Here is a 24,918-nt window from a genome sequence, read left to right as displayed (position 1 = left end):
CTCCTGGCTACTTGCGCCGTGCGGTGACGTCGGCTGGCTGCACAACATCGCCGAGCTTGTTGTCCCAGCTATTGCGTTCATAAGTGATGACCGCAGCGAGATCAAGATCCGACAACTGCTTGCCAAAGGCGGCCATGGCCGTTCCCGGCTTGCCGTTGAGGATGATGTCGATATGCTCCGCCTTGCCTGCGGCAATCAACTCTGAGCCGCTGAGTGCCGGGAATGCGCCGGGGATGCCCATGCCGGTCGGCTGGTGGCAGGCCATGCAATTCGTGGCGTAAACCTTTTCGCCTAGGGCTTTCAGCTCCGCCAACTCGTAGGTCTTGCCGGCGTTGGCGCTGGCGGCTGCCACCAGGGTCTTCTGTTGCTGTTGCCAAGTGGCGAACTGCTCCGGCGTCACGACTTCGACCACGACCGGCATGAAACCGTGGCCCACGCCGCACAATTCCGCACACTGGCCGCGGTAAATGCCCGGGGCGTCGGCCTTGAACCAAGCGTCGCGGATAAAGCCCGGCACGGCATCCTGCTTGATACCAAAGGCCGGTACCCACCAGGCGTGGATAACATCGCTGGAGGTCATCACCAGACGGATTTTCTTGCCGGCTGGCACCACCAGCGGACGGTCAACTTCGAGGAGGTAATTTTCTCCCTTGGGCTGCGCGCCGTCGATCTGCTCTTTCGGGGTCGAGGAATTGCTCATGAAGCGGATGTTCTCGCCCAGATACTCGTATTCCCACTTCCACTGATGCCCGGTGACCTTGATGGTCAGGTCTTCCTTGCTGGTGTCTTTCATCGACACCACCAGCTTGGTGGCCGGCCAGGCCATCGCGAGCAGGATCAGTACCGGAATGATGGTCCAGATGATTTCAACCCAGAGGTTGTCGTGGAAGGTCGCGGCCTGATGCCCTCTGGATTTCCGGTGCCTGATCAGCGCGAAAAACATCGGAACGAATACGGCGATGAAAATCGCCAGGCAGATCCACAGAATCACGGTGTGCAGGTCATAAATATCCTGCGCCAGACCGGAGGCCGGGGCGTGAAGATTCAGACCGAATTCCGCATGCGCCCACGTTGGAATTAACCCGATTATAAAAGCGGGTATGGCGCGAATGCCGTGGTAAATATTAACAATGCGCCAGCTGGGGTGATTTAGGGCTTTCAATTTGTCTCCCGCCACTTTTTTAATAATCAGCGCATGGTAGCACCGGGTTTTTATTTTGTGGTGCGTTTGCTTGAAAGGCAGTAGGAATGGGCGATGCGGGCTAGGATTTAATACCCATGATTAATATTGTGGGAATAGGGTTAACCAGAGTGTTTGAATAACCGCTATTTAGAATGCGGGTATTTTTTGAATGATTATTTCATAGTCGTGTGAAGTCAGGTTTGGTGCGAAATTGCTTGAGAATATTGAAAAATTTTCTGACTCTGCGTGTTGAAGTTTATAGCCGCGTTGCCGAGCTTCAGGTGCGACTTCAGTCGCACGACGGCCGCGTTGCACGGCTGAAGTTGCACTTGCCGTCACGGATTCCGCTGTGTGGCATGGCGGACTTGTGAGGTTTGATAAAACGGCAGGAATGTTGTTTGTAACTCCACTTTCAGATAGAGACCAGACGCGAAGATGAGCCGCAGACAGTGCTATGGCACGGCAAGGCGACGTCAACAAAGTATCGTTTCTATCTGGAATTGGAATAAGAGATGCCTGAAGAGCCGCACCCAGCAAGCTTCTTCAGTCTGCCTGCCCGCACAGGTCCGTCCTGTGCGGCTCTTCAGGCCGCTACTTGGCGTCGCCAGAATTGCGCGAGGATGCGCAGATCGCTGCCGACCGGGCTGATTTCCTGAATGTGGAGTTGCTGGCGCTGTTGCAGACTGTCCATTTCGGGCAGGGCAAACATGCCGCGCGCGCCGTTGCCGAGCAGGCTGGGGGCCAGATACAGCAGCAGGGCATCGGCGCAACCAGCGGCAATCAGCGCGCCATTGAGCAGCGGGCCGGCTTCCGTAAGGACTTCATTGAGGCCGCGCTGGCCAAGTTCCTGCATCAGGCGCGGTAGATCGACCAGGCCTTCTGCGTCGGGCAGGCTGACGACATCCACGCCAAGCTTGCGGTAAGGCTCAAAGCGCGCTGCATCTGTGACCGCGGTGGCGATCAGGGCGTGACCGGCATCGAGCACGGCGGCGTCCAGCGGCGTACGTAACTGGCTGTCGACGATCACGCGTAGCGGCTGGCGTTCGCAGGCGATGCCGCGCACGGTCAGGCGCGGGTTGTCGGCCAGCACGGTGCCGATGCCGGTCAGGATGGCGCAGGAGCGCGCGCGCCAGTGTTGGGCGTCGGCGCGGGCAGCATCGCTGGTGATCCATTGGCTCTGGCCGTTGGCGAGCGCGGTGCGCCCATCCAGCGAAGCGGCGGATTTGATGCGCAGCCAAGGCCGGCCGCGCTCCATCCGCGAGATGAAACCTTCGTTGAGACTGCGCGCACGGGCTTCAAGCACGCCGCAGACGACTTCGATACCGGCTTCGCGCAAACGGCACAGCCCCCGTCCGGCGACCAGAGGGTTCGGGTCCTGCATGGCAACTACCACACGCTTGAGGCCGGCCTGGATCAGCGCGTCGCTGCAGGGCGGGGTGCGGCCGAAATGCGAGCAGGGCTCCAACGTGACGTAGGCCGTGGCACCGTGTGCGAGCGGCCCGGCAGCGTGCAGAGCGTGCACTTCAGCATGCGGCTCGCCAGCGCGGATGTGCCAGCCTTCGCCGACGATTTGCTCATCGCGCACGATCACACAGCCGACGCGCGGGTTGGGCATGGTCGTGTTCAGACCGCGTTCGGCCAGCGCCAGCGCGCGGGCCATGTGCGTTTCGTCGAAGGGGTAGAACATGGTCATTTGCTCCTGCGAAGAGAGACTTGAGCCGAACTTGTAGGGTGGATAAGCGTCGCGCATTTCGATGCGCTGGCGCCCATGGTGTAGTAGTTGCGAGTAGATTGAAGCTGCTGCGGCCTTCCGAATGAGTTCGTGGGTGCGACTTCAGTCGCACGCCGAGCGTGGTGGCGGATTGAAGTCCGCCCTACAAAACCACGAGCGCCTTGCTCGCAAGAGTTTGTAAAGCAGAATGCTAGCTCTTGCTGCGAGGTTTGGCGCGTGGATGGGGGCTAACTTCGCGGATCGCGTCGGAAAACTCTTCGGCGTCTTCGAAATTGCGATATACCGAAGCAAAGCGGATGTAGGCGACCTTGTCGAGCTTCTTCAGCTCGCGCATCACCAGTTCGCCAAGTTTTTCACTGGGAATTTCGCGCTCGCCCAGCGCCAGCAGTTTGCTTTCGATCCGGTCCAGCGCGGCTTCCACGCTTTCTACGGTGACCGGGCGTTTGCGCAGCGACAGGCGCATGCTGCCGAGGAGTTTCTCGCGCTCATATTCGGCGCGGCTGCCATTCTTCTTCACGACCTGCGGCATCTTCAGTTCGATGCGTTCGTAGGTGGTGAAGCGTTTGTCGCAATCGTTACAGCGGCGGCGGCGGCGGATGATGTCGCCTTCGTCGTTTTCCCGGGTGTCGGTGACCTGGGTGGATTCAGCATTGCAAAACGGGCATTTCATGGCGCTTGCTCCTGCTGGGGTGGGCCTGCCAAATAAAAACGCGGCCGGTCTGTTCGGGAATATTCCGTTTCAGACTTCGGCCGCGTCAGGTTTTGCACTGCTTATCCTTTGTCGGGATTACGCACCGTAAACCGGGAACTTCTTGCACAGCGCGGACACTTCATTGCGCACGCGTTCCAGCACGGCTTCGTCGTTCGGCGCGTCCAGCACGTCGGCGACCAGGTGCGCGACGCGTTCGGCTTCGATTTCGGTGAAGCCACGCGTAGTCATGGCCGGGCTGCCGATGCGGATGCCGCTGGTGACGAAGGGCTTTTCCGGGTCATTCGGGATGCCGTTCTTGTTGACCGTGATGTGCGCCTTGCCCAGCACGGCTTCGGCTTCCTTGCCGGTGATCTTCTTGCTGCGCAGATCGAGCAGGAAGACGTGGCTTTCGGTGCGGCCGGAGACCACGCGCAGATCGCGCTCGCTCAGCACGCGCGCCATGACGCGGGCGTTGGCGACGACTTGCTCCTGATAGCGGCGGAACTCCGGGGTCGCGGCTTCCTTGAAGGCGACCGCCTTGGCAGCGATCACGTGCATCAGCGGGCCGCCTTGCAGGCCGGGGAAGATTGCCGAATTGATGGCCTTCTCGTGTTCGGCCTTCATCAGGATGATGCCGCCGCGCGGGCCACGCAGGGTCTTGTGGGTGGTCGAGGTCACCACATCGGCAAACGGCACTGGGTTCGGGTAGTAACCGGCGGCGATCAGGCCGGCGTAGTGGGCCATGTCGACCCAGAAAATCGCACCGATTTCCTTGGCGACCTTGGCAAAACGTTCGAAATCGATGCGCAGCGAATAGGCCGAGGCGCCGGCGATGATGATCTTCGGCTTGTGCTCGCGGGCCAGCGCTTCCATCTTGTCGTAGTCGATCTCTTCCTTGGCATCCAGGCCATAAGCGACGACGTTGAACCACTTGCCGGACATGTTCAGCGGCATGCCGTGGGTGAGGTGACCACCTTCTGACAGGCTCATGCCCATGATGGTGTCGCCGGGCTTCGCGAAGGCCATCAGCACGGCCTGGTTGGCCTGCGAACCGGAGTTTGGCTGCACGTTGGCGCAGTCGGCACCGAACAGGGCTTTGAGGCGGTCGATGGCGATCTGCTCGGCCACGTCCACATATTCACAGCCGCCGTAGTAACGCTTGCCGGGATAGCCTTCGGCGTACTTGTTGGTCAGTTGCGAGCCTTGGGCTTCCATGACGGCGCAGCTGACGTAGTTTTCGGAGGCGATCAGCTCGATGTGATCTTCCTGGCGCTGGTTTTCGCTCGTAATCGCGGCGAACAGCTCGGGGTCAATATGGGAGAGGGTATCTTTTCTGGAGAACATGGTCGTGGCTCAGGCTGGAGAAGAAAGGGGGGCAACAAGCGCAGGATGATAACCCGGGAGGGGCTCTCAAGTCAGGGGGCATGTCAAACCGGTGCGTCGGCGGGTGTTTGCGTCCAGCTCAATCAATCCCGTGTGGTGGCCGTCTGTTTTGAAATACGTCTGCCTGAAGAACCTGACCAGGTAAGCGTCTCGCGGTATGTGTGGCTGCAAGGCAAGCCCGCTGAGGCTCTTGCGATATGTGCCTCGAAGACCCTTGTCCGAAGCGGATCTTGGAGCAGGCAATAACAAAAAGGCGAGCCCGCATGGCTCGCCTTTTTGTTGCGCTGCAGCTTCGCTCAGGCAAAGTTTGCGGCGGCGAAGTCCCAGTTGGCGAGGCTCGTCAGGAAGGTCTCGACGAACTTCGGGCGGGCGTTGCGGTAGTCGATGTAGTAGGCGTGTTCCCACAGGTCGATGGCGATCAGCGGGATGTCGCCGGTCGTCAGCGGGTTGCCGGCGGCGCCGGTGTTGAGGATGTCGACGCTGCCGTCGGCCTTCTTCACCAGCCAGGTCCAGGATGAACCGAAGTTGCCCACGGCGCTCTTGGTGAAGGCTTCCTTGAAGGCGTCAAAGCTGCCGAACTTGGCATCGATGGCCGCAGCCAGTGCGCCGCTCGGAGCGCCGCCGCCAGCGGGCTTCATGCTGTTCCAGAAGAAGGTGTGGTTCCACACCTGGGCGGCGTTGTTGTAGATGCCGCCGGAAGCCTTCTTGATGATCTCTTCCAGGCTGGCGTTTTCGAATTCGGTGCCGGGGATCAGATTGTTCAGGTTGGTCACATAGGCTTGGTGGTGCTTGCCATAGTGATACTCGAAAGTTTCTTCCGAGATGTGCGGAACGAGGGCGGTCTTGGCGTAGGGCAGGGCGGGCAGGGTATGGGCCATGTGGGTTTCTCCGTTTGTGGGGGTGTTCTCAGAGCTGCTCAGGGCGTGTTGCAGTGCCATGATCAGATTGCAGGAAGATGCCTGACTAGTTTACTCGGAATTATGCTGTACGGACAAATTGCGACAGGCAATCAGCCCGATAGGCCATGCCTACAACGTGGTTATGGTTTTTCCACGCGTGCCTTCAGGCGCGAGGCGGCGAGCTGGATTTCCAGACGCTGGTTTTCGGCAACTGTTGTCGCATCGCGCAGGATTTCGCCCGCTTCGTTGCGCACGATGGCGTAGCCGCGGGCCAGCACAGCATCCGGGTTGAGGCCTTCGAGCCGCGCGGCAAGGCTGGCCAGTTGCTGCTGCGCGCGCGTCAGCCGCCAGGCCGCGCTGCGCGCCAGGCTTTGTTCGCATGCCTGTAGACGCGCCTGGAGCGGGCCTGTGCGCGGGGCATAGCGGGAGAGGCGCGCGGACAGGGCGTCTACACGGGTGCTGAGGCGAAAGGCCCGTACTTGCTGGGCCTGGCGCAGGCGTTGCTGCAGATTATTGAGCCGCTCGGCGCTGCGGGCGAGGCGCGCACGCGGGTGACTAAGGCGGCGTTGTAGTTCGTCGACGCGCTGGCCGGCTTGCTGCAGGCGGCGCTGGCCGGCGCGCAGCAGATCATTGCGCAGTTGGGGCAGGCGTTGGCGCAGGGCGTACCAGCCGGCCGAGGCTATTTCGGCGGCGGCAGTGGGCGTGGGCGCTCGCAGGTCGGCGGCAAAGTCAGCCAGCGTACTGTCGGTTTCGTGGCCGACCCCGCTGATCACCGGAATTGCACAGCCGGCGATGGCGCGTGCGACCGCCTCATGATTGAAGGCCCACAGATCTTCGATGCTGCCGCCACCGCGACAGACGATCAGCAGCTCAACACCGTCTTTTTGCGCGCGTTCGCTGGCGCTGCGGATTGCGGCGGCGATTCTTTCACCGGCACCATCGCCTTGTACCGGCGTTGGGTACAGGGTGATGCGTAAGCCTGGTGCGCGGCGCCTCAAACTGGTGAGGACGTCGTGCAGGGCGGCGGCGGCGGGCGAGGTGATCAGGCCGATGCCGTGCGGCAGCTCGGGCAAGGCCCGTTTGCGCTCGGCCGCGAAGAGGCCCTCGGCTTCGAGGCTGGCCTTGAGGCGCAGAAAGGCTTCATACAGGTTGCCGAGGCCGGCGCGGCGAATGCTGTCCACGGAAAGCTGCAAATCGCCACGTGCTTCATACACGGTGGCCTGGGCGCGCACTTCGACACGCATGCCTTCGCTGAGTTGAAAGGGCAGGAGTTGTGCCTTGGTGCGCCACATCGTGCAGCGGATCTGGGCGCGTTCATCCTTCAGGGTGAAGTAGATATGGCCGGAGGCGGCACGCACTAGATTGGAAATTTCGCCGGCGATCCAGCCAAGCGGAATTCTGGCTTCGATGAGTTGGCGAATTTGTAGGACGAAATCGGATACGCTGGAAACCGGCGCGCTGACTCGTTCTTGCGGGGGGACGCTGGTGAACATGGCGTCAATTCTAGCTCAATCCACATCCCTGCCCCAAAGGTCGCGCGAATGCTGCCTGTGCGCGTTGCAGACAGGTGTTGACAAGCTTTTTCTTTTCTAAGTATATGATTGTAAAGAAAATGTAATAACAGCTTCATTTTTGATCAAATTGAAAAAAACCGTGTCGTACGGGGCACTTAGCGCGCTCATTCATCCACTGTTCACATACTTATCCACAGAATCTGTGGATTACTCCAAATGAGTGCATGACATGCAGGAGCGGCTTCTTTCCGCTGGATGGTCAGTGCATGGGGGCGCAGCGCGCTTGCCCTTGGCGGGGTGGAACGCTAGAGTTCCGGACTTGTCGAAAATCAGGAGTTGCTCCCGTGCTGGAGATCATCCGTGCTGCCGGTTGGCCAATCATTCCCTTGTTGTTTGCTTCCATCATTGCTCTGGCCTTGATTATTGAACGCAGCATTTCCTTGCGTCGCTCGGTCATCGTGCCGACGGGGCTGCTTGAAAAAGTTCTCGGTGACTTGCGCAAATCCGGCCCTTCGGATGAGCTGGCCAATCGCTTGCATGCGCATTCCTCGCTGGGTCAGGTGCTCGCTGCCGGAGTGCGCAATGTGCGCGCCAGTCGTGAGGTGATGAAGGAATCCATCGAAGAGGCTGGCCGTTCAGTCGCGCATGATCTGGAGCGCTTCCTCACCACGCTGGGCACGATTGCCACGGTGGCGCCGCTGATGGGTCTGTTCGGCACAGTCGTCGGCATGATCGAATTGTTCGGCGCGCAAGGCCCATCGGGCGTGGGCGCTGATCCGCAGCAACTGGCGCATGGCATTTCGGTGGCGCTGTACAACACCGGCTTCGGCCTGATCATCGCGATTCCTGCGCTGATTGCGCACCGCCATTTCCGTGCGCTGGTTGATAGCCTGGTGGTGGATATGGAAATGCAGGCGGTCAAGCTGGTCGAAGTGCTGCATGGTGAGCGTCGCACTTCATCCAGCATTAGCAGCACTGGCGGCAACGCCGCCCACGCCAGCAGCTCTGCGACCGGCGCGTCCAGCAGCGCCAGCAGCAGTAGCCGGAAATAAGGGCGCGCTGACATGGACTTCCGGCGCGGTCGTGGCAAGGAAGAGCTGGAGATCAATCTGATTCCGCTCATCGATGTACTGCTGGTGATCATCATCTTTCTGATGCTTACCACCACTTACTCCAAATTTTCCGGGCTGGAAATCAACCTGCCCAGCTCCGATGCGCCATCCGCGCAAGAGCAGCCCAATGAAATCAACGTGACCATTACGGCGACCGGCGATGTGCTGATCAACCACAATGCCGTCGGCAGTCGTGATCTGAACGTGATTGTCGATGCGCTGCGCCGCCTGGCGCCGGAAAGTGGCAAGTCGCCGCTGGTAGTGATCAATGGCGATGCCAAGGCCAACTTCCAGAGCGTGTTCGATGTAATGCAGGCGGCACAAAAAGCCGGTCTGCCGAACGTGTCTTTCGCCGCACAGACCAAGAAATAAGCCGGGTAGCTCATGGCCGCCCTGAATCGCCCCGTCTGGTGGAGCAAGCGCAGTTTCATCGCTGTCTTGTGGCTGCCGCTGGCGGGGCTTTTCTTTTGGGTTTCGGCTCTGCGCCGCGCAGCCTATCGCGCGGGCTGGCTGCGCTCTGAACGCTTGCCGGTGCCGGTGATCGTGGTTGGCAATATCGCCGCCGGTGGCAGCGGCAAGACGCCGGTGGTGATCTGGCTGGCAGCGGCGCTGGTGAAGCGTGGTTTCAGTCCCGGCATCCTGTCGCGTGGCTATGGTGGCAATGCTGAAGTGCCCACCAGCGTACAGGCGGACAGCGATCCGGCAGTGGTCGGCGACGAACCGGTGCTGCTGGCGCGGCGCACCGGCTGCCCGCTGTGGGTCGGGCGAGATCGTGTGGCGGCGGGGCGGGCGCTGCTCGCCGCGCATCCCGAGGTGAATGTGCTGATTACCGATGATGGCTTGCAGCACTATCGCCTGCAACGCAGCGCCGAGATCGTGGTCATCGACGAAACCATTCTGGGCAATGCCTGGCCCTTGCCGGCGGGGCCGCTGCGGGAACCCATCGCGCGTCTGGCTTCGGCCAGTCTGCTGATTGCCAATGGTGCGATCAGTGCCTGCCTGCAGAGCCGCCTCCCGCCTGTGTCTCAGACCGGCATGGCCCTTGAGGCGCGCCAGTTCTATCGCTTGGGGCAGGTGGCTGAAAAGCGGGGCGCAGCGGACTTCTCGGGGCAGCGCCTGCATGCCTTGGCCGGTATCGGCAATCCCGAGCGCTTCTTTACGACGCTACGTGAGTTGGGCCTCAGGCTCGAAACCACGCGCGCCTTGCCGGATCATCATGCGTTCAGCGCCGAGGATTTGCGCGTGCCCGCAGGAGAAGTTCTGCTGCTGACCGAGAAGGATGCAGTAAAATGCGCCGCTCTCGCGCCGGCCGATGCCTGGGTGCTTCCGGTGGAAGCCTGCATCGATGAAGCCGCGCTGGACCATTTGCTGGAGCGTCTGCATGGACCCGAAACTGCTTGAGATCCTCGTCTGCCCCGTGTGCAAGGGCCCGCTCGAACACCGCCGCGCCGCGCATGAGCTGGTGTGCCGCCCCTGTCGTCTGGCCTATGCCGTCAAGGATGGCATTCCGGTGATGCTGGCTGACGAGGCGCGGCCGCTTAGCGCTGACGAGGCTGGAGCACCGTAATGGCCGCGCGTTTCAAGGTCATCATTCCCGCCCGTTTTGCCTCGACGCGTCTGCCCGCCAAGCCGCTGGCCGATATCGGCGGCAAGCCGATGGTGGTGCGCGTGATGGAGCGCGCCCTGGCCTCGGGTGCCGAGGAAGTGTGGGTGGCGACCGACCATGAAGGCGTGCGCGATGCGGTGCTGGCCGCTGGTGGCAAGGCATTGATGACGCGTGCCGATCATCCGACGGGGACAGACCGGCTGGCCGAAGTCGTCACGACGCTGGGCTGGGCGCCTGGCGAGATCGTGGTGAATGTGCAGGGCGACGAGCCGCTGATTGATCCGGTCGTGATTCGCCAGGTGGCGGAAGCCCTGGCCGCCGATGTGAATGCCGAGATTGCCACGGCGGCGCATCCGATTACTTCTGTGGATGAATTCCTGAATCCGGCAGCGGTGAAGGTGGTCTGCGAAAAGAATGGTCACGCCCAGTATTTCTCGCGCGCGCCGATTCCGTTTCCGCGTGACGCCGCGTTGGCCGGCGCCTTGCTGCCCGGCAAGCCTTTGCCCGCCGGGCTGCTGCCGCTGCGCCATGTCGGCTTGTATGCTTATCGCGTTGGTTTTTTGAAAGCCTTTGCTACGCTTACACCTGCGCCGACCGAGCAAACGGAAATGCTCGAACAATTGCGTGCCCTCTGGCACGGTTACCAGATTCGCGTTGAAACCCTGGGCGAGGCACCGCCCGCCGGAGTTGATACCCCCGAGGATCTCGCCCGTGTGCGAGCCTTCTTTGCCGCAAACAACAACTAACAGGAGAGATTGATGCGTCTGATTCTTTTGGGGCCGCCAGGAGCCGGCAAGGGCACGCAAGCCAAATTCATTGCCGAGAAATACGGCATTCCGCAAATATCCACCGGCGACATGTTGCGCGCTGCCGTCAAGGCAGGCTCACCCATGGGTCTGGCCGCCAAGGCGGTGATGGATGCGGGTCAACTGGTCTCGGACGACATCATCATCGGTCTGGTCAAAGAGCGCCTGACTCAGCCGGACTGTGCCAATGGCTACATGTTTGATGGCTTTCCGCGCACCCTGCCGCAAGCTGATGCGCTCAAGGATTCCGGCGTGGCTCTGGATGTAGTGCTGGAAATCGACGTGCCGGATTCGGAGATTGTGGAGCGCATGAGCGGCCGCCGCGTGCATCTGGCCTCGGGCCGCACCTATCACATCAAGTTCAACCCGCCCAAAGTTGCTGGCGTGGATGATGAAACCGGCGAGCCGCTGGTGCAACGCGACGACGACAAGGAAGAGGTCGTCACGAAGCGTCTGGACGTCTATCATGCGCAGACCAAACCGTTGGTGAAGTACTACAGCGACTGGGCTGCGGCCGGCGACAACGCTGCTCCGCGCTATGCCCGGATCGCCGGCACAGGCCCGGTAGATCAGATTACGGCCAAGGCTTTGTCAGCACTGGAAGGCTGATTGAGTTGCTTGTAAAGATGAAAAACCGCGACGTGCGAGCGTCGCGGTTTTTCGTTTTTGACAGTTCTGAAATGGTCGGAATTGCGCGCTTCACGCGTGCCGTTTGAAATCCGCGATGCGGAAACCCAGCGCAAACAGGGTTGCGAAGTAAGCAAGGCCACCCGCGCCCATCACGCCTGCCAGATGGAGGATGCGCCAAAGCGTGTTGTGTTCCAGCCAGTCGCTCTGCGCGCCCTTGGCAAAATAAAGCACCACCCCCATCACGCTGATGGCGAGCAGCAGCTTGCTGGTAAATACTCCCCAGCCTGCGTGCGGTGTATAGGCATTGCACTGACGCAGGCCCCTGTAGAGCAGGGCGGCGTTGAGGGTGGCGGCGAGGCTGATCGACAGGGCCAAGCCGGCGTGCGGTAGCAGCCCGAAATCGCGCAGGTCGAGCACCCACAAGAACAGCACGTTCAGTAACTGGGTGGCGGTCAGCGAAATCAGCGCGTATTTCAGCGGCGTGCGAATGTCCTGGCGTGAATAGAACGCCGGGGCGAGGATCTTCACCAGAATCAGGCCGCACAGGCCGATGCTGTAAGTCAGCAGGGCGCTTTGCGTGGCCAGGGTGTCGGCAGCCTTGAAGGCGCCATGCTGGAACAGGGTGGCGGCTAGCGGCACGGCCAGCACCATCATGCCGATGGCGCAGGGTGCGGTCAGCAGCAGGGCGATACGCAGGCCCCAGTCTAGCGTGGCGGAAAAGCCCGCCGCGTCATTTTGTGCCTTCATTTTCGACAGGCTGGGCAGCAGGATGGTGCCCAGTGCCGCGCCAAGGATGCCCATCGGGAACTCCATCAGGCGGTCGGCGTAGTTGAGCCAGGAGATGCTGCCGGTCGGCAGCCAGGACGCGAACGCGGTATTGATCAGCAGGCTGATCTGCGCCACGGACACGCCCAGGGTGGCCGGCCCCATCAGCTTGAGGATACGCATCACGCCGGGGTCAGCGGTTGATAGCGAGAAACGCGGCAGCATGCCGATTTTGGCCAGCGCCGGAATCTGTAGAGCCAGTTGCAGGGCACCACCGATGAAGGCGGCCCACGCCAGCGCCATTACCGGCTGAGCAAAATGCGGGGCGGCAAACAGCGCCATGCCGATGAAGCACAGATTCAGCAGCACCGGCGTGAAGGCCGGAATCGCAAAGCGGCTCCAAGTGTTGAGCACCCCCGCGGAGAGCGCCACCATCGACATGAAGAAAATGTAGGGGAAGGTGATGCGCGTCAGTTCAGCGGTGAGTGCGAATTTTTCCGGATTTTTGGCAAAGCCGCCGGCTGTGGCGTGGATCAGCCAGGGCGCAGCCAATACACCGATAATCGAGATCACCAATACGATCAAGCCGAGCAAGGTCGCGACCTGGTTGACCAGCAGGTGCGTCTCTTCCACGCCACGCTTGGCACGGTATTCCGACAGAATCGGGACGAACGCCTGCGAGAAAGCGCCTTCCGCAAACAGGCGCCGCAGCAGATTGGGCAGACGGAAGGCCACGTTGAAGGCATCGGTAAAAATGCCCGCGCCAAAAATGTTGGCGATGAGTATTTCGCGCACAAGCCCCAGGATGCGCGAGACGAAAGTCAGTCCGCTGATGGTGGCGAGGGCTTTGTGCAGTTTCATGAAGACAGTGATCAGGGCTGAGAGTGGCGCGAATCATAACATTCGTGCTCTGGCTGCCTGTTTTCGCCGGTGAAAGGCTACGGCTGGGGATGGTCTCTGAAGAGGCTCTCTGCGCCTTACTCTTGGGCTGATATGCTTGAAAAAGTCCGCCAGATGCGGCTCTTCAGCATGTCTGGCTTGTTTTTGCGTTGCGGCCGGTACGGTTATTTGTACAGGATCGGTAAAAATTCATGGTTCATGGGTTTTTGCCAGACTTTGGGGCTTGCAAGAAGCGGGAGTGCAGGCTAGAATCCGCCCCTTCGCGTAATTTCATACCTAAGACAGAACACATGGCCAATTCCGCACAAGCCCGCAAGCGCGCCCGTCAGGCACTCGTAGCCCGCGCTCACAACACCAGTCAGCGTTCCCGTCTGCGCACCGCTATCAAGGCTGTGCGCAAGGCCGTTGAAGCCGGTGACAAAGTCGCCGCGCAAGCAGTATTTCAGCAATCCGTCAGCATCATCGACAGCCTTGCCGACAAGGACATCGTTCACAAGAACGCAGCTGCTCGTAACAAGAGCCGCTTGTCCGCCGCCATCAAGGCGATGGGCGCTGCTGCCTGATTGTATTCCGCGCCACTGAGGTGGCTGGAATCAAAAAGGGGGTGTGACGCAAGTCGCGCCCCTTTTTCGTTTTTACCTTGTTGACGCTGCCCCTCCCGATTTGGTCGTGCTTTGGCACGGTCTGAGAAAGAGCACCATGAATAAAGCGCCCAGACATTTCCTGCAGTTCAAGGATCTCTCCCGTGACGAGATCGACTACGTCTTTGCCCGTGCAAAATGGATCAAGGACAAGTTCAAACGCTACGAAACCTACCATCCGCTCTTTGATCGCACCCTGGTGATGATCTTCGAGAAAGCCAGCACGCGCACGCGTCTGTCTTTCGAAGCCGGCATGTTCCAGCTGGGTGGTTCTGCGATCTACCTGAATACGCGCGACTCCCAATTGGGGCGCGGTGAGCCGGTGGAAGATGCGGCGCAGGTGATCTCGCGCATGAGCGACGTGGTAATGATCCGCACTTTCGAGCAGACCATCGTCGAGCGCTTCGCGGCCAATTCGCGCGTGCCGGTCATCAATGGGCTGACCAATGAATTCCATCCCTGTCAGATCCTCGCCGACATCTTCACCTGGATCGAACGCCACGGCTCCATTCAGGGCAAGACCGTGGCCTGGATCGGCGATACCAACAACATGTGCAATACCTGGTTGCAGGCGGCTGAGTTGCTGGATTTCAAGGTGCATGTGAGTTCGCCCAAGGGCTACGAAGTCGATCAGGCCAAGGCCAACATCGGCGGTTCGGCGCATTACGAACAGTTTGCTGATCCGATGGATGCTGCGCGCGGCGCGCACATCATCACGACCGACGTGTGGACCTCGATGGGTTTCGAAGCCGAGAATGAGGCGCGCCTGCGCGATTTTGCCGACTATCAGGTCGATGCCGACATGATGGGTGTGGCTGACAAGGACGCCATGTTCATGCACTGCCTGCCCGCGCACCGCGGTGAGGAAGTGACTTCCGAAGTGATCGATGGCCCGCAGAGCGTGGTCTGGGATGAAGCCGAGAATCGTCTGCACGCCCAGAAGGCCCTGCTGGAGTTCTTGATGCTGGGCCGCATCTAAGTGATTTTGAAGTGTGGTGGGCGGCCATGAGGCGTGCTTGCCCTGTCTCTGTTTGATGTGTGGAGAAATGAAATGAGTGATGTGAAGCGCGTGGTGCTGGCCTATTCCGGCGGTCTGGATACCTCGGTGATCCTGAAGTGGCTGCAGGACGAGTACAAGTGTGAAGTGGTGACCTTTACCGCCGACCTCGGTCAGGGTGAAGAGCTGGAACCCGCCCGCGCCAAGGCGCTGAAGGCCGGGATCAAGCCCGAGCACATTTTCATCGACGATCTGCGCGAAGAGTTTGTGCGCGATTTCGTGTTCCCGATGTTCCGCGCCAACACGGTTTATGAAGGTGAATATCTGCTGGGTACTTCCATTGCCCGTCCGCTGATCGCCAAGCGCCTGATCGAAATCGTCAAGGCCACCGGTGCCGATACCATTTCGCACGGCGCGACCGGCAAGGGCAACGATCAGGTGCGTTTTGAGCTGGGCGCCTATGCGCTGATGCCGAACGTCAAGGTCATTGCTCCGTGGCGTGAGTGGGATCTGAATTCGCGCGAAAAACTCATGGCTTATGCTGAAGCCAATGGCATTTCGGTGGACATGAAGCACAAGAATGGCGGCGCACCCTATTCGATGGACGCCAACCTGCTGCATATCAGCTTCGAAGGCCGTCACCTTGAAGATCCGAAGAACGAAGCCGAAGAAACCATGTGGCGCTGGAGTGTGTCGCCCGAGGCTGCGCCGGATCAGGCCGAGTACCTGGATCTGGAGTTCGAACACGGCGATCTGGTTGCCATCAACGGTACGCGCATGAAGGCTCACGAGCTGCTGGCCAAGCTCAACGAACTGGGTGGCAAGCACGGCATTGGCCGTCTGGATCTGGTCGAAAACCGCTACGTCGGCATGAAGAGCCGTGGCTGCTACGAGACCCCTGGCGGCACCATCCTGCTCAAGGCCCACCGTGGTATCGAGTCGATCACGCTGGATCGCGAAGTCGCCCACCTCAAGGATGATCTGATGCCGCGTTACGCGCAGATGATCTACGCCGGTTACTGGTGGAGCCCGGAGCGCATTGCGCTGCAGACCCTGATCGATCATACGCAGGAAAACGTCACGGGCTTCGTCCGCGTGAAGCTCTACAAGGGCGCAGTGTCGGTGGTGGCGCGTGATTCGAAGTACAGCCTGTTCGACCAGAACATCGCCAGCTTCGACGACGATGGCGGCGCCTACAATCAGGCGGATGCCGGCGGCTTCATCAAGCTCAATGCCCTGCGCATGCGCATCGCGGCGAATGCCAAGGCTAAGCGCGGCGGCTGAACGATGAGCTGAGTTTGTGAGCGTATTGCGTTCGTAAAAAAGCCGCTCGGGTTCGAGCGGCTTTTTTATTTCGTGTGACCCGTCTGCTCAGGCGACGATGTTGGCGCCGTGATTGACGAGCTGAAAGACGCCCCAGCCCAGCAGCGCACCGCAGGGCAGATCCAGCATGTAATGCTGTTTGGTGAACATGCAGCTGATGGCGATCAGTGCGGGGAAGAGCAGAGCCCAGGCGCCGAAGTAGGGCCAGGCGAACATGGCGGTGAGCATGGCGACCGAGGTATGCATGCTCGGAAAACAGTTCGAGGACTTGTCGTAGTTCTGCACGAACTTCAGGAAGCGGATCGACCATTTGTTGCTCTCCGGCAATTCGCGCCAGTGCGCGGGTGTTTCGACCGGAAAGACCAGAAAGAAAAACATCTGGCAGAACAGTAACAGGATGAAGCTGATGGCCATGTAGTTGAACTGGCGGTGGTCACGCGCGAGCAGGTTCAGGTAAATGATGGCCGGGTAATACAGGAAGCTGTAGACCCACACCCAACCGGACCAGAACGGAATTTTTTCATCCAGCGGCGAGTGGAACTTGCGCGGAGTAACCCATTGGTTGCGCTGGCACCAGAAATAGAATTGGTAGCAGCCGACAATGAGGATGATGGAGATCGAAATATTGACCAGATAGTCCAGTGTATTCATGCGATCAAGCCCGCTGTTTCTTGTTTGTTGTGCATTGACCGTTAATGCTGGTCAATAAATGTGACGGAATTGTGTCGCCAGTATGACAATGCTGCAAGTATTTCGTACGGGTGGTAGGGGCAGGCTGAGTGTCTCGCCCGATGAGACCGGCGGTGGTTTTTGGAGTCCGCCGTATGTGGATTGCTTCGCACTGGAACAGGGCATACTGATATTCGATATCCATCGATTGCCCAAAGTCAGACGGATGTCTGGAAGTGCTCTGTCAAATTTACACCGCAGATTTTGTGCAAGCGCTACCTGAAGTAGGGGGATAAGGGGTTTTGGGTCGCGGGCAGTAAATCAGAGATTCGAGATCGAGCGGCACAGATTGGCGCGCGCAGCCTCTTCGAACCTCTGGCGGAAATGCGGCGTGTAGTAAATGTTCGGGCGGGCCAGAAAGCCTTGCAGCACTTCACGCCGCTTGCTGCGAAAGACGGCTTCGGGCACCCAGGCGTATTCGGCACGCACCTGCGTTTCGTACTCATCGAAACGCGTAGGCGGCGCACCGAGGATGGCCAGATCGATGTCGACCAGCAAGGCGGCGTCGCCCGCCAAGGTTTGTGCGTTGTGGCAGGTGGCCATCACCAGATCGTGCACGCGCTGCGCCGCCTCGGCCGGGAAGCCTCCCTCCAGCAGCGCCCGGCGGGCCCAGTCGGCGCTGCGTGCTTCGTTGTCGCGGGCGCGCACGTCATAGATCGCGTCGTGAAACCACAGGGCCAGACACAGCTCGGCGGGTCGCTCAGCCAGTGGCCACACGCCTTCCAGCGCGTCCAGGCATTCCACCAGATGGCGCAGGGTATGGTAGTGGCGCTGCGGTTCGCTCCAGGCCAGCAGCAGTTCCGTCATCAGCTGCGGGCAGGCCTGTGCCGCGCCGCTGGCGGCCCAGAATTTTTCCCACGCAGTCTGTGGTGTGGAGATGTTCATGGCGATCCTTGTCCGGCGATGGCGAAGCTTCGCATGTTTCCGGCCTGCTGCTGGTGAACAAAAAAGGCCGCGAATCCATCGCGGCCTTTGCTTGCTTCAGGACAGCCGCTTACTTGGCTGCGCCCACACCGCTGTTCAGGTGTTCGCCCAGATAGGGCACGCTGGCCGTGCCGTAATTGGCTTTCTGCGAACTGCTCCAGTCCTTCCATGGCGCGGTCGAGACGATGTGTTTGCCGAGGGTTGCGCCGCGGATGATCATCTTGCCTACCGGGCTGGACAGGCTGCTCTGCGGCCACTGGCGTGCAAAGTATATCGTGCCGCTAAGGCTGCCGTCGCTGGTGAACGTGCCACCGCTGAACAGGAAGCCGTAGGTCACGCTGCTCTCGGTGCTCGGTGCAGCCATCGCGCTGCTGCTCTTGCGGCCGGTCACGTAGTAAACCTCGCAGCCATCGAATACCGCTGTCGCGTTACCAAAGATGAAGTCCACATCGCCCGCGATGTAGCTGTTCTTCACATACACGCGCTTGTTGGTGCCGGAGACCCACAGCGTGTCCTGATTGCCGATCAGGCGCACGTTGTCGAGAGTCACCTGATCCGCTGCCGTGTAAACCGCCACCGCCTGATCCGCGCCGCCCGAATTGGCGTTGTCTTCGCTATAGGTGTTGGTCACCGTCACGTTCTTCATCTGGAAGCCAGCGTTCTGGATGACGAAGGCCGAGGAGCAGGTCGTGCCTACGATGCTGCTGCCCTTGGCCGCGCAGCCATCCACCCAGGTCTTGCCCGCGCCCGTGTAGTTGGCCGACGGTACCAGCGCCTTGTACTGGCTGCCGGTCATCGGCGAGTTGGTCTTCTGCTGGATCTTCACGTCCGTGGCAGCGCCCGTGCCATACAGCGTGATCGGCACGCCGGAGGCGACGAAGACGACTTCGTTATAAGTACCCGGATTCACCAGAATGTACTTGCGCGTGCTGCCGCCTGCAGCAATGGCTGCGTTGACGGCGGATTGCACCGTCTTGTAAGTCGCGCCGCTGCCCACCGTGTAGTTGGGCGATGCCGGCAGCGTCACGGCGGCTGGCGTCCAGCTGCCGAGGAACTTGGCCGCCGTGTAATTGGCCGCCACCGAGCTGCTCAATTGCGGACGCGTCGCGGTGGACTTTGGCGCCGTGCCGGAGCCACTGCTGGATGAGCTGGAGCTGCTCGACGAGGACGAAGACGAGCTGCTGCTGGAAGAACTGGAGCTGCTGCTTGATGAACTGGAACTGCTCGATGAGCTTGAACTGCTGGATGAAGACGAGCTGGACGAACTGCTGCTGACTACCGGCCCGACTGAACACCAGGCACTGGCCGCGAAACTGTTCGTCGGGAACAGCGAGGTGCTGCAGGTGAAAGCGCCGGTCAGCGTCGCATACACGAAGGCGCCGGACTTGCCGAGCGCGACGGTATGCGTGCCGCTCATGCTGCAGGCGCTGCCTACTTGTGCGCACTTGGTGTAGCCGGATGGATAGTCAGTTGCCGCCAGGGCGCTGCCTGACAGCCCGAGCGCGAGGGCGCCCAGTAAGAGGTTGATACGCATGTTTTGTCTCCATTTTTTATATGATTTCGTCGGCATTGCGGGCAACTAGGTGTGACGTTGCTTTGCCGACGATGTTTGCCGGCGTTCGCCGACCTTTGGCAGACTAGACCGGTAACAGGAAGCCGTCAATAATCAATAGCTTGGCGGTGATACCGATCACATATGCGCGCATGTGGAGGCCGCTCGTACAGGCGTTCTGCAGATGGCCTGCCCGGACAGCCGCTCCTGATAAGCCTGAGCGGGCAGCCGTTGTGAAGACCGAGGTGGGGGGCGGCTCTTCAGGCAGGAGCGTAGAAATATGGATTTTCTCATTCGTCACTGCGCGGGGTACGAATGCTTGCAGGGCGGATTGTTTCGCGAACCCCTATACAGGTCTGTGTCAGGGAGCTGTGTGTAATTCTCGCTATCATCAGGCTCAGAACATTTGATGAACGCGGCAGGAAACAGACATGAGAAAAAATATGACCGGCATTACCTTGGCGATCGTGGTGCTGCTGGGCGTGGCGGCTTGCGTGCCTTTGCCTCCGGGGGCGTGGCCGGATGCGCCTCCGGATCGTCAGCAGCGTGACTACGACCGGGACGGCGACGACCGCTATCGTGGCGAATCGCCCAGATCGCGACAGGAACGGGAGCGGCGTCAGGATATCGAACAGCAAAATCGTCAGCGCGAGCAAGAGCGCATGCGACGCGAACAGGATCAGCACAACCGCGAACGGGCTGAGTAGGATCGGCGCCGCGCCGATCAGGATCGCCAGCGCCAGCAGGTTGATCAGCAAAACCGGCAGCGTGAACAGGAACGAGCGCAACGCGAGCAAGATCAGTACAACCGCGAACGGGCCGAACAGGATCGTCGGCGCACTGAACAGGAACGCCAGCGTCAGAGCGAACAGGAGCAACGTAATCGTCAGCAGGCCGATCAACAAAACCGTCAGCGCGAACAGGAACGGGCACAGCGCGAGCAAGGACAACGCGACCGTGAGCGGGCCGATCAGGATCGTCAGCGCCAGCAAGCTGAACAACAAAATCGGCAAAAGGCCGAGCAGGAACAGCGTGGTCAGCAGCAGGCGGAGCAACAAAACCGCCATCGCGAACAGGAGCGGGCACAGCGCGAGCAAGGGCAGCGCGACCGTGAGCGGGCCGATCAGGATCGCCAGCGTCAGCAAACTGAGCAACAAAGTCGGCAAAAGGCCGAGCAGGAGCAGCGTGGTCAGCAGCAGACGGAGGAGCAAAACCGCCAGCGCGATAAGGGATCGAGAAACGGCGATCGGCCTGAGGGTCAAAGCAGGCCGCGCTGAGTCGGGAGGACAGTCTCTGGCGCGGCCGTCACGAGCAATGCTACATGTAGGCTGTCTGCAGAGCCGCATCTGGCGGACTTCTACAGGCAGCCTGCCGCAATCACCGCGCCCGGCAAGCCTGAGCCGGCTGCTGCCTTGTAGATCCAGTCCGGGGGCGGGTCTTCAGGCGATCTTGTGCAGGTTTTCCTGATAACGGCGGATCGTCGCCAGCGAGCCAGCCGCACTGTGGCAGATCTGGCTTTCTTCATAGCGATGCTCCGCCCCCACCGGACAGGCGCTGCGCGCCGTACAGCCCAGCGCGCAATCGGATTCGGCGGCGAGACGCCCGGCGTTGCAAGCTGCCAGATTGAAGCTGCCGCCTGCCAGCGCCCCGGCCGGGCAGGCCGTGATACAGGGCTTAGTCGCGCAGCTCGTGCACGGATAGCCGTTATCCACCGGCTGCGAGGCCGGCAGATCCGTATCCGTGAGGATCGCCACGCGATACGCAAACCAGCTGCCCCATACTGAGTCGATACCGACCATGAAAGGCGACGCCCGATGCCAGCCGGCAATCGTGCCCAGACGCTGCAGGCCAATGTGGCGTGAGCCTAGGCTTTGCGGAAATACAAAACGCGCCCGCGCCGCCGGCAAGGCCTGCGCCAGCCAGGCCTCCACCGTGCGCACGCTGTACTCGTCAATTGGATGTTCCGTGCGAATGCCTTCGGCCTGCACGCATTCCCACAGCCGCCGCCCGGCATGGCCAAACAGGATCAGCTGACGCTCATGCGCCGCGGGCGCCAGCGGCGCGACCAGATCAGCCGGCAGCTCGGCGAGATTGAAAACGTGCTGGCGATTGAGGCCGGCGTGATTAAGGAAGGCGGCTTCGGGGAGATTGGGCATAGTGTTGGCGTCGGGCGGGTTAGCCGCAGGCGTAACCCGCGCGGCTGGGTGATGGATTCATCGCGATTTATCTTGGTCGCAGGGTTTGTCAGCGTAGGTTAAATGCCCCGGCCTATACGACGGCTTGGGCTTTCCTTCGTTCAGATTGTTGATTGAAGGTGCGCACGCCTAGTATGACCCCGCTGATCAACAGCAGAATTCCCGCTGCGACGGAGATTGAGGGCAGTCTGCCATGCCACATGAAGGCATAGGCGAGGGCGGCCAGCGTTTCGAAGACGATGAGCTGACCGCTCAGCGCGGTCGGCAAAAGGCGGCTGGCGCGATTCCACAACAGCGTGCCGAGCCAGGAGGCGAGCAGGCCGATGGCCAGCATCAGCCCTGCATAGAGAAGGGGGCGTGGCCCGAGCGGAAAGGCGAAGCCGTTTTCCGGTTTGCTAAACCACAGCGCCGCGCCGCCCATGCCGATCAGCGATAGTGGCAAGGTCGCCAAACCTTGCGCCGTGGCCCAGGTGCTCGAAGACAGTGTCGGGTGTAATTGCAGCCAGCGCGCATTGCGGATCGGATACCAGGTCCAGCAGGCCAGCGCGACGATGGCGAGCAGCAACCCGAGGGCGTAGTGCGAATGCGCGCTCGCGACCAGCGCCTGCTCATGCTGATTGACCAGCGCAATCCCCAGCGCGATGACGAGCAGCGGCGGGACCAGCTTGCTCCAGGGCACGGGCGCTTTGCCAGTATTGGCAATAACAGAAATGACCACCGGCAGGGTGCCGATGATCAGGGTGGGCAGGGCGCCGCCGGCCAGCTGGATGGCCGCCGCGAGGCACAGGTAGTACAGGATGTTGCCGATCAGGGCGAGTTCCAGCGCCGCATACCAGTCGCGCTTGTTCAACTGCGCCAGACGCCGCCGATCACGCCAGGCCAGTGGCAGGCAGATCAGGCCGAAAGCCAGATAACGCCCGAAAGCGAGCATGGCTGGCGGGTAGTCGTCGAGGATCTGGGGTGTAACAAAGACCAGGCCCCACACAAGGCCGGCACCCAAGGCACAGAGGACACCACGAAACAGGGATTGAGCGGGCATGGAATGTCGAGAGGTTGAAGGGCTGCTGGGGCGGGCAAAGCCCTGAACACTGCGCTCAGGCGGCAGAAGGTATCAGCTTTTACGGCCAATGAACTGAACGACCGAGGCCCGGCCTGTGTGATAACTGCCTTCGCAGACTTCGCGCTCGATCTGGCGCAGCAACACTGGCTCCAGCTCCGGGAAGTGCTGCTCGATCTTCGCCACGCTCATCAGCATATCGTCATCCTTCGGCCCGCCGGTGGTGTAGGCCAGCTGTTCTTCGGAATAGGCCTCCAGCAGCACGAAGCCGCCGGGCACAAGGCTCTGCTCGATCAGCGGATAGAGCCGCTGGCGCAGCGCGCCGGGCAAGTGCGCAAAGATCGATACCACCGCGCCGTAGTGCGCTTGCGTCGGGGTGAAGTGCGCGAGATCGGCCACCTCCGTTTCGATCTTCAACTGCCGTGCGCTGGCCAATGCATGGGCCTTGCGCAGGCCTACGGCGGAGCTGTCCACGCCCAGCACTTTCAGCCCCATGCTCGCCAGGAAGACGGCATTGCGCCCTTCGCCTTCGGCCAGCGATAGCACAGGCCCGCTCAGGCGATGGGCGTGTTCGACGAGAAATGAATTCGGTTCGGTGCCATACACGTATTCGGCATTGGCGTAGCGTTCATCCCACATTGGGTTCTCCGGGGGCGGCAAGGGGCGGGTGAATGCTACACCGTCGAGCGGTGTTGGGCGGCTCAGGCCTTGCCGTCAGCGCGTTCATTTTTGCGGGGTCAGCGTGGCGTGAAAGACCGGCCGCCTCCGGTGCCTTGCCTGAGCAGCCCTACCCAAGGTGCCTGAGGGCGAGCTTAGGTGCGTAGCGATCAGGTCGCGTTGAAGCCCAGCAAGGGTTTCAGATAGGGCCAGGCGCGAATTTCCACGAAGGCCACCCCGAACCAGACCGCCGAAGCCAGTAGCAGCGCTGGCGCGATGCGCAGATAGCGCACGCTGATGAAGAGCGCGATCAGGAAACACAGGTAAGTGATCAGCGACAGCATGCCAAAGGCAATGGTTTCCTGCAGTCGCTCGACGGATTGGCTGCTGCCCACAAAATAGTAGGAAAACATCGCCAGTGAGGGAAACAGCGGGATCAGCGCAGAGAGGTAATACAGCTTGGAGCGCGCAGCAAGCTGAATGATCAGAACCAGGACGAAGCCCAGCGAAGACTTGATAAGGGTAGCTGCGTCCATGGTGGGCCCTTGTTGTCCTGTAGTTTTGGCGAGCTGCGCAGGGGGCTGCGAGCGGGTACCTGTTGCATGCCCGACAAAAGAACCGCTTCGCGAGGGGGATTTGTACTGAGGGCGTTGATCGCCACGACAAACCAGCGAACACGTTTAAGTTAATGCAAGGGGCAAAGGCGCACAGCGGCAATCACAAAAACAGTCATGGGCAAACTGTAAAAAACGCCGCCATTTTTATCGACACATGCTGCACTTGGCAGAGGGGCTGGCATGTGCCAGCCCCTGATGCCTGTGCGTGACCATACTGGATCAGTGGCTCAGCAATACAACTTGATACACCGTCGGCAACAGGGCGGCTGAGAAAAAGGCGATGGCGCCCAGATATTTGCCGGACGATTCGATGGCGCTTTGAACTTGCTTGGACATGATGATTTCCTCTTCGTTTGCCGGGTACCGGAAGCGGTACCTGATGAGCGAAGTATCCTCCGGGAAAACCCTAACATCCAACTCAAGTTTTAAATGTCGCCATCCGGAAAAGTTATACAAAACAACTATTTAAAGCGCTGATCAGGCAATTTGGCGTGCTGATGCCGTATCCGCGCTTCCGCCACAGTTTGCGTGCGAACTTGCCCACAAACCCCCGATGGGCATCAGGGGGCACTCAATGCTCATCGTGCGCGCAGATGTGATCCGGCGTGGTGGTGAAACCACTGCGGGCCTCGACGAACTTGCCCTTGTCCGCCAGAAATGCGACCAGCGCAGCGGCATCCAGACCCTCGGCGCTGCAGGTATGAAAGCGCGCCGCGCTACCGAAGCGTTCGAGAATCGCCGCGCTCAGGCTCTGCCGGCTGTAGGGCTGGCCTTGATCAAGCATCATGTGCAACACGGCGTGACCATGAATGGATTCAGACATTGTTTCGGACTCCGGATTGAAAGGGGACGAATTGGGTGAGCACGAACCGTTCCTGCACTTTGCCTCCGCAAGCAGAAACTCGGAATTGTACTGCGCCGCTGTCGTTGTGCAGGCTGGAGATCCGCGTGGGATAAGGCGTTGCAAGCAGGGTGGCGCAAGACCCGCAGGCAGGCTGCCTGATG

Annotated in this window: 25 protein-coding genes and 1 pseudogene; 10 read left to right on the top strand and 16 right to left on the bottom strand. The window is 60.5% G+C overall.

All coding sequences use genetic code 11. The features are described 5' to 3' along the window. Positions 1-7: 7 nt before the first annotated feature. The 6 genes from coxB to xseA form a co-directional block, all read right to left on the bottom strand. Positions 8-1,162: a cytochrome c oxidase subunit II gene (gene coxB, locus ABXR19_RS09965; RefSeq protein WP_354600976.1), complete on the bottom strand. Its 1,155-nt coding sequence runs from the start codon at positions 1,160-1,162 to the stop codon at positions 8-10. 604 nt (positions 1,163-1,766) lie between these two features. Continuing rightward, the gene (gene ribD / locus ABXR19_RS09960; RefSeq protein ID WP_435594318.1) at positions 1,767-2,876 is read right to left on the bottom strand and encodes a bifunctional diaminohydroxyphosphoribosylaminopyrimidine deaminase/5-amino-6-(5-phosphoribosylamino)uracil reductase RibD; all 1,110 of its coding nucleotides are present in this window, start codon (positions 2,874-2,876) and stop codon (positions 1,767-1,769) included. 229 nt (positions 2,877-3,105) lie between these two features. Next, on the bottom strand, positions 3,106-3,585 hold the full coding sequence (gene nrdR, locus ABXR19_RS09955; RefSeq protein WP_354600974.1) for a transcriptional regulator NrdR: 480 nt from the start codon (positions 3,583-3,585) through the stop codon (positions 3,106-3,108). 117 nt (positions 3,586-3,702) lie between these two features. Next, positions 3,703-4,950 carry a serine hydroxymethyltransferase gene (gene glyA, locus ABXR19_RS09950; RefSeq protein ID WP_354600973.1) on the bottom strand — a complete coding sequence of 416 codons (1,248 nt, stop codon included), beginning with the start codon at positions 4,948-4,950 and terminating at the stop codon, positions 3,703-3,705. Positions 4,951-5,285: 335 nt separating this feature from the next. Beyond that, positions 5,286-5,867: a superoxide dismutase gene (locus ABXR19_RS09945; RefSeq protein ID WP_354601074.1), complete on the bottom strand. Its 582-nt coding sequence runs from the start codon at positions 5,865-5,867 to the stop codon at positions 5,286-5,288. A 161-nt stretch (positions 5,868-6,028) separates the two neighbouring features. Then, positions 6,029-7,381 carry an exodeoxyribonuclease VII large subunit gene (gene xseA / locus ABXR19_RS09940; protein WP_354600972.1) on the bottom strand — a complete coding sequence of 451 codons (1,353 nt, stop codon included), beginning with the start codon at positions 7,379-7,381 and terminating at the stop codon, positions 6,029-6,031. Between the two features lie 365 nt (positions 7,382-7,746). Between xseA and ABXR19_RS09935 the strand changes: the two are divergent. The 6 genes and pseudogenes from ABXR19_RS09935 to adk form a co-directional block, all read left to right on the top strand. Further along, positions 7,747-8,358, top strand: a pseudogene (locus ABXR19_RS09935) (MotA/TolQ/ExbB proton channel family protein); the annotation flags it as partial. Between the two features lie 108 nt (positions 8,359-8,466). Further along, positions 8,467-8,886: an ExbD/TolR family protein gene (locus ABXR19_RS09930; protein WP_354600971.1), complete on the top strand. Its 420-nt coding sequence runs from the start codon at positions 8,467-8,469 to the stop codon at positions 8,884-8,886. A gap of 12 nt (positions 8,887-8,898) precedes the next feature. Continuing rightward, the gene (gene lpxK, locus ABXR19_RS09925) at positions 8,899-9,915 is read left to right on the top strand and encodes a tetraacyldisaccharide 4'-kinase (protein WP_354600970.1); all 1,017 of its coding nucleotides are present in this window, start codon (positions 8,899-8,901) and stop codon (positions 9,913-9,915) included. Next, the gene (locus ABXR19_RS09920) at positions 9,896-10,081 is read left to right on the top strand and encodes a Trm112 family protein (protein ID WP_354600969.1); all 186 of its coding nucleotides are present in this window, start codon (positions 9,896-9,898) and stop codon (positions 10,079-10,081) included. Before lpxK ends, ABXR19_RS09920 begins: the two co-directional genes overlap by 20 nt. Next, positions 10,081-10,866, top strand: coding sequence for a 3-deoxy-manno-octulosonate cytidylyltransferase (gene kdsB / locus ABXR19_RS09915; protein ID WP_354600968.1), 786 nt, complete (start codon positions 10,081-10,083; stop codon positions 10,864-10,866). The genes ABXR19_RS09920 and kdsB overlap by 1 nt, the downstream gene beginning before the upstream one ends. A 12-nt stretch (positions 10,867-10,878) precedes the next feature. Then, positions 10,879-11,535, top strand: a complete 657-nt coding sequence (gene adk / locus ABXR19_RS09910) for an adenylate kinase (RefSeq protein WP_354600967.1) — start codon at positions 10,879-10,881, stop codon at positions 11,533-11,535. Between the two features lie 90 nt (positions 11,536-11,625). Here the strand turns inward: adk and murJ are convergent, their stop codons facing one another. Beyond that, entirely contained in the window at positions 11,626-13,182 is a 1,557-nt protein-coding gene (murJ, locus tag ABXR19_RS09905; RefSeq protein WP_354600966.1) for a murein biosynthesis integral membrane protein MurJ, read from the bottom strand. Between the two features lie 329 nt (positions 13,183-13,511). Between murJ and rpsT the strand changes: the two genes are divergently transcribed. The 3 genes from rpsT to ABXR19_RS09890 all read left to right on the top strand — a co-directional run bounded on the left by rpsT (position 13,512) and on the right by ABXR19_RS09890 (position 16,143). After that, entirely contained in the window at positions 13,512-13,784 is a 273-nt protein-coding gene (gene rpsT / locus ABXR19_RS09900; protein WP_354600965.1) for a 30S ribosomal protein S20, read from the top strand. A gap of 136 nt (positions 13,785-13,920) precedes the next feature. Continuing rightward, positions 13,921-14,841, top strand: coding sequence for an ornithine carbamoyltransferase (argF, locus tag ABXR19_RS09895; protein WP_354600964.1), 921 nt, complete (start codon positions 13,921-13,923; stop codon positions 14,839-14,841). A 72-nt stretch (positions 14,842-14,913) separates the two neighbouring features. After that, positions 14,914-16,143: an argininosuccinate synthase gene (locus ABXR19_RS09890; protein ID WP_354600963.1), complete on the top strand. Its 1,230-nt coding sequence runs from the start codon at positions 14,914-14,916 to the stop codon at positions 16,141-16,143. A gap of 87 nt (positions 16,144-16,230) precedes the next feature. Here ABXR19_RS09890 and ABXR19_RS09885 read toward each other — a convergent pair whose 3' ends face one another. From ABXR19_RS09885 to ABXR19_RS09875, 3 genes are all read right to left on the bottom strand, one after another. After that, complete coding sequence (locus tag ABXR19_RS09885) at positions 16,231-16,833, bottom strand: phosphatase PAP2 family protein (protein ID WP_354600962.1); 603 nt, start codon at positions 16,831-16,833, stop codon at positions 16,231-16,233. A gap of 339 nt (positions 16,834-17,172) precedes the next feature. Then, complete coding sequence (locus ABXR19_RS09880) at positions 17,173-17,796, bottom strand: HD domain-containing protein (protein WP_354600961.1); 624 nt, start codon at positions 17,794-17,796, stop codon at positions 17,173-17,175. Between the two features lie 109 nt (positions 17,797-17,905). Continuing rightward, positions 17,906-18,916: a pectinesterase family protein gene (locus tag ABXR19_RS09875; RefSeq protein ID WP_354600960.1), complete on the bottom strand. Its 1,011-nt coding sequence runs from the start codon at positions 18,914-18,916 to the stop codon at positions 17,906-17,908. Here ABXR19_RS09875 and ABXR19_RS09870 point away from each other — a divergent pair. Further along, positions 18,906-19,289 carry a hypothetical protein gene (locus ABXR19_RS09870; protein WP_354600959.1) on the top strand — a complete coding sequence of 128 codons (384 nt, stop codon included), beginning with the start codon at positions 18,906-18,908 and terminating at the stop codon, positions 19,287-19,289. The genes ABXR19_RS09875 and ABXR19_RS09870 overlap by 11 nt on opposite strands. A 388-nt stretch (positions 19,290-19,677) precedes the next feature. On the opposite strand, the gene ABXR19_RS09865 is transcribed toward ABXR19_RS09870, so the two are convergent. The 6 genes from ABXR19_RS09865 to ABXR19_RS09840 all read right to left on the bottom strand — a co-directional run bounded on the left by ABXR19_RS09865 (position 19,678) and on the right by ABXR19_RS09840 (position 24,736). Continuing rightward, positions 19,678-20,649, bottom strand: coding sequence for a hypothetical protein (locus ABXR19_RS09865; RefSeq protein WP_354600958.1), 972 nt, complete (start codon positions 20,647-20,649; stop codon positions 19,678-19,680). Between the two features lie 177 nt (positions 20,650-20,826). Further along, positions 20,827-21,543 (bottom strand): hypothetical protein, encoded by a 717-nt coding sequence (locus ABXR19_RS09860; protein ID WP_354600957.1) that lies wholly within the window; start codon positions 21,541-21,543, stop codon positions 20,827-20,829. A 112-nt stretch (positions 21,544-21,655) separates the two neighbouring features. After that, entirely contained in the window at positions 21,656-22,621 is a 966-nt protein-coding gene (locus tag ABXR19_RS09855) for a DMT family transporter (RefSeq protein WP_354600956.1), read from the bottom strand. Positions 22,622-22,693: 72 nt separating this feature from the next. Beyond that, positions 22,694-23,278 (bottom strand): SAM-dependent methyltransferase, encoded by a 585-nt coding sequence (locus ABXR19_RS09850; RefSeq protein WP_354600955.1) that lies wholly within the window; start codon positions 23,276-23,278, stop codon positions 22,694-22,696. Positions 23,279-23,466: 188 nt separating this feature from the next. Then, on the bottom strand, positions 23,467-23,832 hold the full coding sequence (locus tag ABXR19_RS09845) for a GlpM family protein (protein WP_354600954.1): 366 nt from the start codon (positions 23,830-23,832) through the stop codon (positions 23,467-23,469). Between the two features lie 652 nt (positions 23,833-24,484). After that, positions 24,485-24,736, bottom strand: a complete 252-nt coding sequence (locus ABXR19_RS09840) for a YecH family metal-binding protein (RefSeq protein WP_354600953.1) — start codon at positions 24,734-24,736, stop codon at positions 24,485-24,487. Positions 24,737-24,918: the final 182 nt, after the last annotated feature.

It is taken from the genome of Uliginosibacterium flavum (genome assembly GCF_040566545.1).
GTDB classification, from domain to species: Bacteria; Pseudomonadota; Gammaproteobacteria; order Burkholderiales; family Rhodocyclaceae; genus Uliginosibacterium; species Uliginosibacterium flavum.
The sequence above is the reverse complement of the archived record's forward strand: the minus strand, read 5'-3'. Positions and strand labels throughout refer to the sequence as shown.

Bases quoted from the DNA above. Each gene is read 5' to 3' on its own strand.
- ribD (WP_435594318.1), bottom strand. From the start codon at position 2,876: ATGACCATGTTCTACCCCTTCGACGAAACGCACATGGCCCGCGCGCTG.
- nrdR (WP_354600974.1), bottom strand. From the start codon at position 3,585: ATGAAATGCCCGTTTTGCAATGCTGAATCCACCCAGGTCACCGACACC.
- glyA (WP_354600973.1), bottom strand. From the start codon at position 4,950: ATGTTCTCCAGAAAAGATACCCTCTCCCATATTGACCCCGAGCTGTTC.
- ABXR19_RS09945 (WP_354601074.1), bottom strand. From the start codon at position 5,867: ATGGCCCATACCCTGCCCGCCCTGCCCTACGCCAAGACCGCCCTCGTT.
- xseA (WP_354600972.1), bottom strand. From the start codon at position 7,381: ATGTTCACCAGCGTCCCCCCGCAAGAACGAGTCAGCGCGCCGGTTTCC.
- ABXR19_RS09930 (WP_354600971.1), top strand. From the start codon at position 8,467: ATGGACTTCCGGCGCGGTCGTGGCAAGGAAGAGCTGGAGATCAATCTG.
- lpxK (WP_354600970.1), top strand. From the start codon at position 8,899: ATGGCCGCCCTGAATCGCCCCGTCTGGTGGAGCAAGCGCAGTTTCATC.
- ABXR19_RS09920 (WP_354600969.1), top strand. From the start codon at position 9,896: ATGGACCCGAAACTGCTTGAGATCCTCGTCTGCCCCGTGTGCAAGGGC.
- kdsB (WP_354600968.1), top strand. From the start codon at position 10,081: ATGGCCGCGCGTTTCAAGGTCATCATTCCCGCCCGTTTTGCCTCGACG.
- adk (WP_354600967.1), top strand. From the start codon at position 10,879: ATGCGTCTGATTCTTTTGGGGCCGCCAGGAGCCGGCAAGGGCACGCAA.
- murJ (WP_354600966.1), bottom strand. From the start codon at position 13,182: ATGAAACTGCACAAAGCCCTCGCCACCATCAGCGGACTGACTTTCGTC.
- rpsT (WP_354600965.1), top strand. From the start codon at position 13,512: ATGGCCAATTCCGCACAAGCCCGCAAGCGCGCCCGTCAGGCACTCGTA.
- argF (WP_354600964.1), top strand. From the start codon at position 13,921: ATGAATAAAGCGCCCAGACATTTCCTGCAGTTCAAGGATCTCTCCCGT.
- ABXR19_RS09890 (WP_354600963.1), top strand. From the start codon at position 14,914: ATGAGTGATGTGAAGCGCGTGGTGCTGGCCTATTCCGGCGGTCTGGAT.
- ABXR19_RS09885 (WP_354600962.1), bottom strand. From the start codon at position 16,833: ATGAATACACTGGACTATCTGGTCAATATTTCGATCTCCATCATCCTC.
- ABXR19_RS09880 (WP_354600961.1), bottom strand. From the start codon at position 17,796: ATGAACATCTCCACACCACAGACTGCGTGGGAAAAATTCTGGGCCGCC.
- ABXR19_RS09860 (WP_354600957.1), bottom strand. From the start codon at position 21,543: ATGCCCAATCTCCCCGAAGCCGCCTTCCTTAATCACGCCGGCCTCAAT.
- ABXR19_RS09855 (WP_354600956.1), bottom strand. From the start codon at position 22,621: ATGCCCGCTCAATCCCTGTTTCGTGGTGTCCTCTGTGCCTTGGGTGCC.
- ABXR19_RS09850 (WP_354600955.1), bottom strand. From the start codon at position 23,278: ATGTGGGATGAACGCTACGCCAATGCCGAATACGTGTATGGCACCGAA.
- ABXR19_RS09845 (WP_354600954.1), bottom strand. From the start codon at position 23,832: ATGGACGCAGCTACCCTTATCAAGTCTTCGCTGGGCTTCGTCCTGGTT.
- ABXR19_RS09840 (WP_354600953.1), bottom strand. From the start codon at position 24,736: ATGTCTGAATCCATTCATGGTCACGCCGTGTTGCACATGATGCTTGAT.